Consider the following 13,906-nt stretch of genomic DNA (forward strand, 5'->3'; position numbering starts at 1 on the left):
TGCGCGGCAAACCGCTGGAACCTCAATACTAGAAAGCCCCCAAAGCCATGGCCCGTATGATCTACCACGTTCCCTACCCACTGAACCCGGAGGGCAAGTCAGGCAGTGCCCTGCGCCCCATGCGCATGTTGGAGGCGTTCAGGGAGATCGGCTACGAGGTGGAGCTCGTCTCGGGGGAGTCCAAGCAACGCCGTGCCCTGATCAAGGCACTCAAGGCGCGCATTACACAGGGGAGAGGTTTGACTTTGTTTATTCCGAGAGTCATACCATGCCCACGGCCCTGACCGATCCCGACCATCTTCCCCGCCATCCTTTGATGGATGTCGCATTCCTGCGATTCTGCCGGCGGAACGGCATCAAGGTGGGCCTGTTCTACCGCGACATCTACTGGCGCTTCCCTGAGTACAAGCAGCGGCTCAACCCGCTTGTCCACACCGGCACAAGGTTGCTCTACAATTTTGATCTCCTTGCGTACAAGTTTGCTGTTGACAAGCTGTACCTGCCGTCCATGGGGATGGGGAAATTCGTGCCACATTTCCCGGCTAAAAGGCACGAGGCGCTTCCCCCAGGCGGCGAAATCAATGATGCAGCCCACCCCGGGGACAATAGCGTCCGCTTGTTTTATGTAGGTGGCCTGGGCGGCTACTACAACATGCATGATTGTGTGCGCGCCGTGGCCGCCTCCAAGAATGCCTTCCTTACCATTTGCACTAGGGAGGACGAATGGCAGCAGGTTCAGGCAGGCTATGAGCCCCTGATAAATGACCGGATTGAGATTGTGCACAAGCATGGATCAGATCTGGTGCCCTACTATGCGAAGTCTGACATCTGCATGCTGTTCATTGAACCCAGCATCTACCGGTCCTTTGCCGCCCCCATCAAGTTCGCTGAATACATTGGCTTCGGCAAGCCGGTCATTGTTAACGAAGGGACCAACGTTGCAGAATTCGTGCAAGCGAATGGTAACGGGTGGGCGATTCCCTTCGATCAGGAGGCGCTCACCACCCTGTTGGATGACCTTGCGGAGAACCCGGAAAAGATCGCGCATGTCACCGACACTGCCCTTCGCATCAGGGCGGACAACACCTGGGCTGCCCGTGCGCGACAAGTCGCCCGTCAGCTGACATGATCCACGGAAAACAGTGGGTAAAAACCCTGAAGTCCTCACCCGGCAGCGGGAAGCCGTGAACCGCCGAGGCAAGGTGATGCCGCCTGTCAATGGGATGGCAATTCTCATCATTGGACTAGCCGCAACGGCCTTCCTTACTCGACTCCTGCCTCTTTTGGAATCGGGAACACTGGGAGGCTTCAGAGGTTACGACGATGCGGTCCACTATGCCGCGGGTGTGCACCTGCTTGCCGGATCCATTCCATATCAGGATTTTGTTTTGGTTCACCCGCCCGGGATTGCCGTGTTGATGACGCCGTTTGCCGCGCTTGGATGGCTGGTCTCGGACACTGTTGGAATCGGGTCTGCCCGGGTGTTCTTTGCATTGCTTGGAGCGCTGAACACGGTAATGATAGGCCTGTTGCTGAAGAAGTGGGGCCATGCTGCTGTAGTAGTGGGCGCTGGACTCTACGCTGTTTCCACGGTGGCCACTATCGCCGAGCGTTCGGTTATGCTTTCGCCGCTGCTCACCACCTGCACGCTGCTCGCACTGGTGGCACTTCGGAGCGACAGCCGGCTGCACCCGAGGCGCGCAGTGACAGTGGCTGGCGCTGTTCTGGGTCTTGCCTTGTGCTTCAAGCTGTGGGCCGTCATGCCCATCCTTGTGCTCGGTCTGATGGTCGCCGCAAGGTTCGGGACAAGGCTGCTCCTGCGATTTGTGGTGGCAGGGGCAGCGGTGTGCACAGTTGTCATGGGTCCGTTCTTTCTGGCCTCGCCGAGGGCAATGTTCAAGGATGTGATTTTGGCCCAGTTGGCGCGCACCGATGGCGCAATGAAGGATTTGTCCTATCGCCTTGGAGACTTTGTGGGCATCCCGCTGCCCCAGAACGCCCTCACGGCCGTGGCAGCGGTGGGGGCCCTTGCAATCTTAGTTTCGGCACTGATTGGAATTGAGCAGGGATTCAAGGCGGGATCTTGGGCTGATGAATTCTGGTGGGCTGCACTCGCAGGCGTAACCACCGCCGCCCTGCTGATGTCCATGAGTTTCTTTGACCACTACCCCAATTTCACGATCGCCTACATCGCTCTTTGTCTGGGTGTCGTGGTGGGTTTTGTTACCCGGGCCGTCTCCCGGCGTCGCCGGCTGCTGCCTCAGGCAGTGGCTACCGCCATGGCGGTGGGGTTGTTGGTTCCCGTCGGTATCCACGGATTTGAACTTAATCCCAAGCCGCTGCCGGGCGTCAACGAAACGACACTGGCTCGCGAAGTTTCACAGTACGACTGTGTTTTCACTGCCTACGCATACCTTGGCGTCATCAGTGACTCCATGTCCAGCTCCATGCACCACGGCTGCAGTTCCATCGTTGACGTTTACGGGACCCGAATGGTTGAGGCGCTGCCACCCGATGGACCATGGCTACCGGGCCGTCCGGCCATGTCGTCCGAATTGCTTCAGGTGGAGCAGCTTAGGAATGCCCAAGCAGCCGTTGTGGGCAAATCACTGGCCTTCTACGGGCTCGCTCCCATGGCAATTGAGGAACTGACCCGAAATTTTGTGTTAAAGACTGGGCAGGGCAACTTTCAGGTTTGGGTCCGGCGCTAGCCGGGCCGGGAGTTCCAAACGTGGTTGTGGGATAGCATAATTGCTGGAGTATCCTCCGGGCTTGCATCGGACCGGGTCTCAACCAAACCCGTAGATCGCGTAGAGGAATCATGCCAGCACGTCAACGAATCGAATACTTCGATGTCCTTCGGGCCATCGCCATTGTGGCGGTTGTGGTCCTCCATACCGCAGCGTCAAGGTGGTACTCGCTGCCGTCGTCGTCGACGTCGTGGCAGGCGCTGAACATCTACGACAGTATCGTTCGTTTTTGTGTGCCCATCTTCTTCATGATCAGTGGAGCCTTGTTTTTGCGTCCCGAGCAAAACATCACCATTCGTTCCATGATGCGCAAGAGCATTCCCCGGCTGCTGCTGGCTTTTGGGGTATGGTCCATTTTCTATGTTGCATGGCGGGGATTCGGGCCGGCCGGCTTCGGAAGCCCCAAGGATGCGGTTGCCCAGTTGGTGCTGGGCTACTACCACCTGTGGTTCATTTATGCGTTGATTGGGCTGTATCTGGTGACGCCGCTCCTGAGGAAGATTGTTGCCGACCGCGCTATGGCTTGGTATTTTGTGGCGCTGGCTGCGGTGGTTGCCTCATTCCTGCCCATGCTGGTGGAAGTTCCCGTCCTTGGCCCGGTTGTGGCTGCCGCCCTTGATAAGGCCCAGTTGCACCTTGTTCTTGGCTACTCCATGTTCTTCGTCCTGGGACACCTCCTGAACACCGTGGCGTTGTCGCGGGCTGCGTTGCGCTGGTGCCTGCTCGGCGGCCTCGCCGGGATTGCCATCACGGCCCTTGGCACATTTTGGCTGTCCAGCGTCCAAGGCAAGAACACGGTGTTTTTTTATCAATACCTCACACCGAACGTAGTGATCGTGGCAGTTGCGGTCTTCTGTGCTGCCAAGTACTGGGGCGAGCGGTACTCGATGTCTGCCAGGTGGCGCAGAGTCATTGGCCCAATTTCTGCGTACTCATTCGGCATCTATATGGTGCATCCATTCTTCCAGGAGCTTCTGGCAGGCTATGGAATCAACTCCGCTCTGGTACACCCGGTGTTCTCGGTGCCCATGGTAGCCGTGGCAATATTGATCCCCAGCTTCCTGGCCGCAGCTGTTGTCAGGCGCATTCCTAAAGTTGGCGCCTACATAGCGTAGTGACACGGCTGGGCGGAACATCAGAGGCAGGCAAAAGGCCCACTCCCTGACAGGAGCGGGCCTTTGGCTCTAGAAGTGAATTCCTGCCTAGTGCTGGTCCTTGTCCACGAGCCAGGGCTTCTCAGCTTCCTCAATGGCAATGCGCCTAGACAGCTTGGTGAGCGAATTTTCAAGGTGCCGGAACCGCTGGTACGTCGTGGCCATGAAGACCAGTACGCTGACCACCAGCGCGTAGAGGACTAAATCGGTTCCACGCCCAATGCCCAGCAGCTGTGCCAGCCTGGTCAGAATGGTTGGGAAGAATACCGAGAACGCCGCGATGAGGGCAAAGAGGACAAGCATCATGCGCCGAATGGCCAGATGGCGGGCATTGGAGCCGCCGCGCATGAGCGCCAAGGACACAATGATGACGGCGAGGACGAGGACAATCTGAACAATGATCTGCATGGTTCTACCTAAAGAATAGATCTGCGACGATGTTGACGGAGTTGAGCAGCGACTGGCCTTTGGCCTTGGAATAGTCGGTGTAAATGATCTCCACAGGGTGCTCAACCCAGCGTGGCTTGATCTCAGCCAACTGGTGAATCAACTCGGAGGCGTGTGCCATACGATTTTGCTTAAGGTCGATCCTTGCTGCTGTGCCGACACCGAAGGCCCGGAGGCCGTTGTGGGCGTCAGTGAGTGCCATGCCCGTTGACCAGCGGGACTGCACGGCCGCCACGCGCAGGACCAGCCGCTTCATCTTGGACACTTGGGTGCGATCATCCAGGAATCGCGAGCCAAGCACCACCTCGGCCTCGCCGGAGCGAATCCGGGCCACCATGGCCAAGGCGTCCTCAACGCGATGCTGGCCATCGGCGTCGAAGGTGACGATCTCAGTGGTTGCAGGGTCGCACAGGGCATACTCGATACCGGTCTGCAATGCGGCCCCCTGACCAAGGTTGACCGGGTGCTGGACCACGAGGGCACCGGCCTCCCGGGCTACGTTCTGGGACCCGTCACTGCTGCCGTCGTCAATGCAGACGACATGGGGGAAAACCGGTAGGAGGCCACTAATCACGTCGCCGACGACAGTTGCCTCGTTGTACATCGGGATGACAATCCAAGTTCGACTCACTGTTTCAGTATCCCATGAATAGAGGTGTGGGCAGCATGCTGCTGCGGGGCCGGGTATGTGACATCAGGAACCGAAAGCACTGAGCAGTGCTGCAACCGTGCGCTTTGCAGCGTGGCCGTCACCGTAGGGGGTTGCGTCGGTGGGTGCGGGTGCGGGGCGTTGAACGGTTGCCGCCAACACCGACAGCTCGGCACTGACGAGCACGTTCCAGCCAAGGACAACCGTTTCAACCCATTCGGTTTCCGGCCGAATGGTGGTGCACGGCACGCGCAAAAGGAATGCTTCCTTCTGCAATCCACCGGAATCAGTGACCACACCGGCGGAGTTCATTGCAGCGTTGATCAGCTGCGGGTACGCGAGGGGTTCACTGAGCACGATGGCTCCCTGGGCCAGATCAATTCCATGCTTTTCAGCGAGACTGCGCAAACGGGGATGTGCAAGGAGCAGGACCGGCTTGTCCAGGCTGGCCAACTCGGAGATAATTGCCTGCAATCGTTCCGGGGAGTCCGTGTTGTCTGGCCGGTGGATGGTGCTCACATAGTAGGAACCCTTGCTCAAGCCGGCAGGCAGCGCCGCACCGCTCCCGACCAGTGATTCGCGAACCTTGTAAAGAACATCAGTCATGACGTCGCCAACCAACACTGAACGCTTGCCTAGGCCCTCGGTGGCCAAGTGATCCATGGCCACCTGGGTGGGTGCCAGCAGCAGGTCGGCGCTGTGGTCGGTGAGTACGCGGTTGTGCTCTTCGGGCATGCGGCGGTTGAAGGAGCGCAGCCCTGCCTCAAGGTGGGCCACGGGGACATGAAGTTTGGTTGCCGCGACGGCGGCAGCCAGCGTTGAATTGGTGTCGCCGTACACGAGAACACAATCCGGGGCCGACGTCTCAATGATTTCTTCCAGACCTGCCAGCATGGCGCCAGTCTGGGCACCGTGCTTCCCTGAACCGACACCGAGATTGAAGTCAGGTGCCGGGATGCCAAGATCCCTGAAGAAGACATCGCTCATCAGCTCGTCATAGTGCTGACCGGTGTGGGCGATCAGGTGATCCGCTGAACCCTTCATGGCTTGGGCAATGGGGGCGAGCTTTACAAACTGAGGACGGGCACCAACAACACTAAGGATTCGCATGGGCCTAAGTTTAGTCGGAAGAGAAGGTGCGAATGCAACGGGAGCGGCCGTTACCTTGGTTGCGGAGGGACGTTAAGGTGGCTGAGCAACACGTCTGAAGCATTTTCAACTCACTGACCTGGTTGGGCCAGAAAATAGTAGGGTTAGTAGCCTCTGTGTCATAGGGGTGCTCACTACCCGAATCGGTTCAGTGGATACTGAAAGCTTGCCTCTTTCGAAGAATGAGGTCGAACCACGAAAGTTGTCTTGCTCGAATGAGAACTTCATCTCTGCGTAGGCCTGTCCGTATCCTTGCCCGGGCTACTATTGCCATGGTCACAGTGATCGGTTTGGCCGGGTTGGGGCTGCCAGGCGCGTTTGCGACGGAAACGCCCGTGCCCAGCACCCAACAAACCGCCTCGGCTCGGCCGTCGCTGCTTACGACGCCAACAAGCACACCCGAACCCGCAGCCGGGCCCAGCTCCGCAGCACCGGCAGCGGAACCTAGCTCCGCGGCACCGGTAGTTGAATCTAGCTCTGCGGCACCGATAGTGGAACCTAATAATAGCCCGGCCGCGCTGCCCGCAGTGCCAAAAAACTCCAGGCCGAAGCCAGGAGAAAACGGTGCATTTATGGGTATGGGAGCTGCCCTCAGGGGCCTTGCCCGACCCTATTCCGCTGCGCAGCCTATGGCCTCAAGCTCGTGGGTGCCTGGATTCGGCGTGCCGGGCATGGACGTCAGCGGGTACCAGCCCTCCATTGATTGGTCCGCCGAAGCGGCAAAAGGCGCCAAATTTGCCTATGTGAAGGCAAGCGAAGGCATCGACATTAAGAGTAAGTATTTCAGCAGCCAATACACGGGTTCACGCAATGTGGGTATGGTCAGGGGCGCCTACCACTTTGCCTGGCCTGGGGTAACCTCGGCGTCTGCTCAAGCAGATTTTTTCGTCAACAACGGGGGACAGTGGTCAGCGGATGGGTGGACACTGCCACCCCTGCTGGATGTGGAGTACAACCCGTATGGTGAGTTTGGCAATAGTTGCTACAACCTGTCGACTGGCCAAATGGTCTCGTGGATTCGAGCCTTCTCTGATCGAATACTGGCCCGAACAGGTAGGCTTCCCATGATTTACACCACCAGTGACTGGTGGAAAACATGCACGGGAGACAACGCCTCATTTGGAGCCAACGGCCTTCACATCGCCGCCTACAATACCTGGGGCCCGGAGCCATTGCCGGCCGGCTGGTCGGGGTACAAAATGTGGCAGTATTCCGATCAGGGCCCCTTCGCCGGAGACTCCAATGTGTGGAACGGTTCCTTGTCCGCATTGAAGTTATTTGCAACCAAAAGTGACGTTGCTGGCACCACAGGTGCTGTCAGCACCATCGCTGTGGGAGACATCAACGGCGATGGTCGCAACGATGCCGTGTCAGTCACAGACGGTGGGCAACTGTTGTTCCATGCCGGATCCGGGAATGGAAAGTTCGCCTCCGGGGTGGGTATTGGTACCGGATGGAATGTCTACACAAAAATCATTGGCTCGCGCGACGTCAACGGTGATGGGCGCAGCGACCTACTGGCACTCAGGGCGGACGGCTCCATGTGGTTTTACGCCGGCACGGGTGTGGTTGGCAGCGGAAGCAGTGGGCTTGAGGCAGGGAGGGTCATTGGCTCAAGCACATGGGCACAGTACACCAGCGTCGTTGCCGCTGGTGATGTGAATTCCGATGGGAAGAATGACCTGATCGCCACGAAGCTTGATGGCACACTATGGCTCATTCCAGGTTTAGGGACCGTAAATGGCGCAGGGGTTGCCTTCGGTACCCCTAGCAGGATTGGTAGTTCCGGCTGGGACAGTTTTATAAAGATTTCCGGTGGTGTCGACCTCAACTCCGACGGGGTTCCCGACGTTCTGGCCACACGTCTCGATGGTACTCTCTGGTTCTATGCCGGAACTGGCCAACGGGCACCGTCATTGAATGTATATGCCACGGCGGAGAAGATTGGCACATCGGGCTGGAACCAGTTCCATGACGTTCTCGCCGCGGGAGATCTCAACGGCGACGGCAAGCCTGATGTTGTAGGGGTACGGCCCGACGGCGTCATGTATTTTTATGCCGGAACCGGCATGCGGGACCACGGATACAGTGCCGGACAACAAATAGGCGGGTCGGGTTGGAACTCATTCAAGCAGGTGTTGTCAGCCGGCGACTTGGATTCCGACGGAGTGCCGGATCTCTTGGCCATTGACCACGACGGTTCGCTTTGGCAATATCCGGGGAACCGCTCCGGCGGATACAAGCCACGCATTGCCGTGGGTAGCAGCTGGAACGCTTATATGACGGTCATTGGGGCCGGAGACCTGAATGGTGATTCGAAACCAGACCTGCTGGCGATTCGTCCCGATGGGACCCTGTGGTTCTACTCAGGCACCGGCCGAGTGTCTGCTAATAGTTCCGGTTACGCCCCTGCGCTTAAAATTGGCACGTACTGGAACTCCTATAAGGACGTCGTTGCTGTCGGGGACATGAACGGCGACGGCAAGGCGGATCTAATGGCTACCCGCGGGGATGGGTCACTTTGGTTCTACGCCGGGGTTGGTTCCGTTTCGAGTGCCAGCAACGGGTTCGCTCCGGCCAAAAACTTGGTGGTCCAGAACTGGGGTGCCGCCGACAAACTCATAGGCTCGAAAGATTTTGACAGCGACGGGAGGAACGATATCCTCACAGTTGACGGCGCAGGTGCGTTGTGGTTTCGGGCCGGTACTGGAAGTTTTGCATCGGGAACGGGGTTGCGGGGCCCGGCCAAGATCGGCGGCTCAGGATGGACCGCGTACGACACAGTTCTAGGTGTCGGTGACACCAACCTCGACGGAAAAAACGATTTGGTGGGAATCAACAACAATGGCAGCCTTTGGTTCTACATGGGAACAGGCATGAAGATTGCCCCGTTCCTCGCAGGAGTCAATCTAGGGGTGCTCCGTTAGCTCCGGGGTGACCATTGATGCTGCGCAAATTACTGGGGGCCTAGACATACAGATAGGCTGGAGTGCATGAAGGTATTGGTTACCGGCGGCGCCGGATATATAGGTTCACACACAGTTCTCTGTCTACTGGAAGCCGGTCACAGCGTTGTTGTGCTGGACAATCTGGCAAACTCGTCAGTCGAGTCCCTGCGCAGGGTTGAGGAACTTACGGGCAGGCGTGCCGAGTTTGTTGAACTCGACTTGTTGGATGCCTCCGGTGTGGATTCGTTGTTTGCAAGTTCGCGTTTCGATTCCGTCATCCACTTTGCCGGGTTGAAGGCTGTGGGGGAGTCGGTGGCAGAACCTCTAAGGTACTACCAGAACAACGTCGTGGGCACGCTGAACCTGCTGGCTTCCATGGACAAACACGGGGTTCGTACGCTGGTATTCAGTTCCTCCGCCACTGTCTATGGTGCAAGCGAGGAGGTCCCGCTCATCGAGAAGATGCCACTCGACGCGACGAACCCCTACGGGCGGACTAAGGAGCAAATCGAGGATATCCTTTCCGACCTGGGTGCCGCCGATTCCGCATGGAGGATTGCACTGCTGCGGTACTTCAACCCCGTGGGTGCCCACCCGTCCGGACGCATTGGTGAAGACCCCCGCGGCATCCCGAACAATTTGCTGCCGTTCGTGGCCCAGGTTGCGGTGGGGCGCCGGGAGAAGGTCATGGTGTTCGGCAACGACTACCCGACTCCCGACGGCACCGGCGTGCGCGACTACATCCACGTCATGGACTTGGCTGCCGGGCACTTGGCTGCGCTCGACTACCTGCCACGGCATGCAGGTGTTTTCCGCTGGAACTTGGGAACTGGCAACGGATCATCTGTGCTCGAGGTCATTCAGGCCTTCGGTGAAGCGGCGGGCAAGCCCATTCCGTTCGAGTTCGCTGCCCGCCGTCCCGGCGACGCTGCTGTGAGCTACGCCGACCCGTCGGCTGCTTTGGCAGACCTGGGCTGGTCGGCCCACCGAAACCTGGCGCAGATGTGTGAAGACCACTGGCGTTGGCAGTTCAACAACCCGCAGGGCTACGAATCGTAACTAGTGACGTCCCGGTTGTGGGCCCCCGCGCTGACAACGTGGGGGCCCAAATTTGTTTGGGCACACACCGGGGCCGCTGATACGCGAGCGCGGTTGCCAGCCTGCCAGCATGCTTCACATCGGAAGAGCTTGGCCTGGCATTCCTGGTCCACAATGGTGACGGGCAGACTTGCGTATGGCCAGCACAAGAGCCAGGAGGGACCACCGCACATGGGCCATTTGGGCGGCAATCGCGCCTCCGCCGATGAGCGTGACGGACAAGGGTGCCGAAACACCCAGCCCAACGCTGGGAAAATTTGAAGCCATGCAACAAATTCTGGAAGTCTCCCACGGGCACCTGCCCCAATATGCAAACTGATTTGCCGCAGGCATGAGCAATACCGGCAATGTGGAAACATGGGCAAGGTAAGCCCTCGGGCGGGCCATGGGGCAGGGGTAACGGAGGGTGCATGGCGGCTGGAGGATTCAGCCACCACTACTTTCGCAACGTTTGTGGCTTAGACGTCCTCAGCTGCCGCTGGGCGTGTTGGCGTCCGTGAAAATACGGCACTGGCTGTTCCATGTATCTGTCAGGAATTCATCGGCATAGGCTCCCAGCAGGTTGCCACCACTTCGCGTGAACTTGTAGAGCTGGGCTGAACCCATGCCGTTGATGAACCAATTGAATCCCATGGGGTGATTTTGCACCGCCCTGGCCGTAATGGTGCGCTCGGCCAGGCTGAGCAGCCCCACGCTGCGCAGGACTGCCTTGACGGCGTCGCGTTTGCCCTTGGACACGTTGCTCGGGGCAAAAGTGAGCAAGTCCTGGCCCGTTGCCGAGGCATAGCGGCGATTGACGTAACCCTCATACCAGTCACGGTTGCGTGTGATGTTGGGGTGCAAGTCGCCCCATGCAAGGTAGACCTCCCGGTCCAGCATGGGCAGCGCCCAAGCGTAGCCAAAGAACTCGTAGTTTCGCACCGAGTTGTTGATGTACTTCGTTTGGCGCTCACGAACGTTCCAGTATTCCAGCGCGGTCAGGCGGGACTCCACCGAGCCGTCGTACCCAATTTCGTCCAGGAATGCTTCGATGGTATTGAGCAGCCGGGCATTCTTGTAGACGGCACCATTGTCCGGTTGCAGGGTGTAGTGGTGGTGCAGGATGAGATCCTTGATTTGCTCCCGGGAAACGTTGGGGTCATCCAGAATTTCCTCGTCATGCATATTTCCCACAATGGTGTGGCCCGGCAGGAAGATGGCATCGTCGTCGACCAGCCCCTGCTCCTTGAGCCAGCGGACTGCAAACCAGTCCTGGACGTGGGGCAGGGACGCCCCTGCGTGGGTGAACTTGATGAAGTCAGCCGTCTCGGCGGTGTCCCAGCTGCTACGGATCTCTTCTTCCACGTAGGGGCAGAACAACCACTTTTGCCCCAGTGCCGCGGCCACCTTTTCGCTGATGAGCACCTCAGAGGTCCTGCCCGTGCCGTAGGTGAAGTTCACGACGTTCTCGTAGCCGGCGTCCTTGAGGTAAACGCTGAGCAGCCGTGAATCCAGTCCGCCGCTGAGGGGGATCACCAATTGGCGTCCGTTGGCATGGGCCAACAGTCTCGACATGGTCGCGTCAAGGGCGGCGGTGAAGTGCTTGTCCACGGCAGTGGTGTCGGTGATGTGAAGGCCTGAGTATTCCACCCGGCGGTGGAAAACACCAGTGACGTCCCCCGAACGGCTGACCGAGACCACTTCTCCGGCCTGAACCTGCGAAACTCCCGCGTAGAGCGTGTTGGGGCCCGCTGCGTAGGCTGAATGACGGAACTCAATGCGGGAGTCGTAGTCGGCCGCGTAGTCAGCCCCCGTACGTCCAAGTGCCAAGGCATCATCGGAAACTGCCACGACACCGCCGTCGACCGAGTAAAACAGCGGGAAGCTGCGGATGGGATCCTCGATGAGAGTGACCTCATGATCCGTGAGCACCAGCGCCGCGTAGTGGCCCGTAACCGTGCGAAGCCCCTCTACGAGTCCACCTTCGCGGGCCAAGATCCGGACAAGCTGATCGTCGCAGCTTTCATCGCCCACCACCCAGAGTGTTGTGGAATCGGAAATGGAATGGGAGCGCCACTGGCGACGGGTGAGGATGGGAGACACTAAAGACATACGGTAATTCTCTCACTTGCAGTGGTGTGGCGGATACGAGCAAAAGGGTTCCGCGTCCCCGCGTAGAATGTCACAGACCGGCGCCAACAGAAAAAGGGCACTTTAGAAAATGCACGTACTATTTGTACCTTCCTGGTATCCAGCTGACCCGACTGACTTCTCCGGCAGTTTCTTCATCGAGCAAGCCCAGGCACTCGTCCATGCCGGACACACGGTCGGCGTCATCAGTGTCAAGGGCATTCCGATATATTCCCCCTCCCAAATCCGGGGAAAGTCAGCTGGCATTCGCCACAGTGTTGAGGTTGGCATCAACACTTACCGTCTGGATAAGGTGTTGCCATTTCCCAAGGTTCCCGGCGGCAATGAGCGCGTCATCCTGCATGCATGGCGGACGCTGCTGACCCGGTATATTCGCGAAAACGGCAAGCCTGATGTCCTTCATGCCCATGCTATGTTCCCTGGCGGGGTGGTGGCCCATGCACTCTCGGATGAGTTCGGGATACCTTTCATAGTCACCGAACACAGGCCCTCGTCCATGGACAGGCTCAAGGAAAAATGGAACGGAGTCCATGGGCGCCGGGCGGCAATGGCTGCGTCGTCCCTGGTGGCCGTGGCGCGTGGCTTTGTGCCGGAGCTCAACACGGCGTACGGCATTGACCGGGACAAATGGGAGTACGTACCAGGGCTTCTGAGCCCCCAATTCCAGAACATTCCCACCCGCACTATCCCGGACGGCCCATTCACGTTCGGCCATGTGTCGCATCTGGACCCCGGCAAGCGGGTGGACAGGTTGATCGAAGCATTTGCTGAGCAGTTCCGCCACGTTGACAATGTCAGGTTGCGAATTGCCGGCGATTCCGTCCACAAGTCCGGGCTGGTGGCCCTGGCTGCGCAACAGGGCGTCGCCGACAAGGTCGACTTTGTGGGCGCTATCGCACGGGAAAACATCGTTGCCGAATTCAGCTCCGCCCACGTCTTTGTCTTGCCCAGTGTTGCTGAAGCGTTCGGCACAGTCCTTTGGGAGGCCATGGCCTGCGGCCTGCCGCTGGTTTCAACGGCAACATGGGCGGGGCGAAACGCCATAGTTGAGACCAACGGCGTACTGGCTGGCATCGATAATATTGAAGAGCTGGGCCAGGCGATGGTGTACATCAAGGAGAACTTCCACTCCTACGATCCTGCTGCGATCCGGGCGATTTGCGTGGACCACTGCGGGCGCGAGGCGTTCATTTCCCAGTATGAGGCCATCTACGCGAAGGCGATCACCAGCTAGAACCAACAAAAAACTCGTTGCCCGCAACTGCGGACAGCGAGTTTTTTGTTGTCCGGGAGACTCCCGGGCTCAGATGTCTTGCCCAGTTCTCGAGCTGGGTGAAGGCCACATCCATGGGAACGGCGGCACGCAGTTTGAGCCGCTTAGCCAAAGGTCCCGAGGTAAGGGACGCCGTTGACGCAGCCCCCAACGACTATGGCAAACGGTCCCTGCTGGGCGCAGCCTCGATTTTGGCGAATGGGTAAAGACGCGACGCTGCCATGTTCATTGCGGCGGCTGGCTCCAGCGTGCTTGCGTAATTCTTCGATGATCCGGTCATGGAAGTGTTTTGGATCAACTCACCAGTT

12 protein-coding genes are annotated in these 13,906 nt (G+C 58.7%); 7 read left to right on the plus strand and 5 right to left on the minus strand.

All coding sequences use genetic code 11. The features are described 5' to 3' along the window. Positions 1-47: 47 nt before the first annotated feature. The 4 genes from AS189_RS07205 (at position 48) to AS189_RS07220 (ending at position 3,865) form a co-directional block, all read left to right on the plus strand. Positions 48-284, plus strand: a complete 237-nt coding sequence (locus AS189_RS07205) for a hypothetical protein (protein WP_062286973.1) — start codon at positions 48-50, stop codon at positions 282-284. After that, positions 269-1,129 (plus strand): glycosyltransferase, encoded by an 861-nt coding sequence (locus AS189_RS07210; RefSeq protein ID WP_062286975.1) that lies wholly within the window; start codon positions 269-271, stop codon positions 1,127-1,129. The genes AS189_RS07205 and AS189_RS07210 overlap by 16 nt, the downstream gene beginning before the upstream one ends. Before the next feature lie 13 nt (positions 1,130-1,142). After that, positions 1,143-2,711, plus strand: coding sequence for a hypothetical protein (locus AS189_RS07215; protein ID WP_062286977.1), 1,569 nt, complete (start codon positions 1,143-1,145; stop codon positions 2,709-2,711). A gap of 110 nt (positions 2,712-2,821) precedes the next feature. After that, complete coding sequence (locus AS189_RS07220; protein WP_062286979.1) at positions 2,822-3,865, plus strand: acyltransferase; 1,044 nt, start codon at positions 2,822-2,824, stop codon at positions 3,863-3,865. Between the two features lie 87 nt (positions 3,866-3,952). On the opposite strand, the gene AS189_RS07225 is transcribed toward AS189_RS07220, so the two are convergent. From AS189_RS07225 to wecB, 3 genes are all read right to left on the minus strand, one after another. Further along, entirely contained in the window at positions 3,953-4,312 is a 360-nt protein-coding gene (locus AS189_RS07225; RefSeq protein ID WP_062286981.1) for a DUF2304 domain-containing protein, read from the minus strand. A 4-nt stretch (positions 4,313-4,316) separates the two neighbouring features. Next, positions 4,317-4,982, minus strand: coding sequence for a glycosyltransferase family 2 protein (locus AS189_RS07230; protein WP_237759995.1), 666 nt, complete (start codon positions 4,980-4,982; stop codon positions 4,317-4,319). Between the two features lie 63 nt (positions 4,983-5,045). Beyond that, entirely contained in the window at positions 5,046-6,110 is a 1,065-nt protein-coding gene (wecB, locus tag AS189_RS07235) for a non-hydrolyzing UDP-N-acetylglucosamine 2-epimerase (protein ID WP_062286985.1), read from the minus strand. A gap of 710 nt (positions 6,111-6,820) precedes the next feature. Here wecB and AS189_RS07240 point away from each other — a divergent pair. Beyond that, entirely contained in the window at positions 6,821-9,076 is a 2,256-nt protein-coding gene (locus AS189_RS07240) for a GH25 family lysozyme (RefSeq protein ID WP_237760046.1), read from the plus strand. A gap of 66 nt (positions 9,077-9,142) precedes the next feature. After that, positions 9,143-10,156: a UDP-glucose 4-epimerase GalE gene (gene galE, locus AS189_RS07245; RefSeq protein WP_062286989.1), complete on the plus strand. Its 1,014-nt coding sequence runs from the start codon at positions 9,143-9,145 to the stop codon at positions 10,154-10,156. Positions 10,157-10,270: 114 nt separating this feature from the next. Here the strand turns inward: galE and AS189_RS19820 are convergent, their stop codons facing one another. After that, entirely contained in the window at positions 10,271-10,462 is a 192-nt protein-coding gene (locus AS189_RS19820) for a hypothetical protein (RefSeq protein WP_129587187.1), read from the minus strand. A 201-nt stretch (positions 10,463-10,663) separates the two neighbouring features. Then, on the minus strand, positions 10,664-12,286 hold the full coding sequence (locus AS189_RS07250) for a hypothetical protein (RefSeq protein WP_062286992.1): 1,623 nt from the start codon (positions 12,284-12,286) through the stop codon (positions 10,664-10,666). A gap of 109 nt (positions 12,287-12,395) precedes the next feature. On the opposite strand from AS189_RS07250, the gene AS189_RS07255 reads away from it, so the two are divergent. Then, complete coding sequence (locus AS189_RS07255; RefSeq protein ID WP_062286995.1) at positions 12,396-13,559, plus strand: glycosyltransferase; 1,164 nt, start codon at positions 12,396-12,398, stop codon at positions 13,557-13,559. Positions 13,560-13,906 lie beyond the last annotated feature (347 nt).

The sequence above is a fragment of the Arthrobacter alpinus genome, assembly GCF_001445575.1.
In the GTDB taxonomy this organism is placed as follows: Bacteria; Actinomycetota; Actinomycetes; order Actinomycetales; family Micrococcaceae; genus Specibacter; species Specibacter alpinus_C.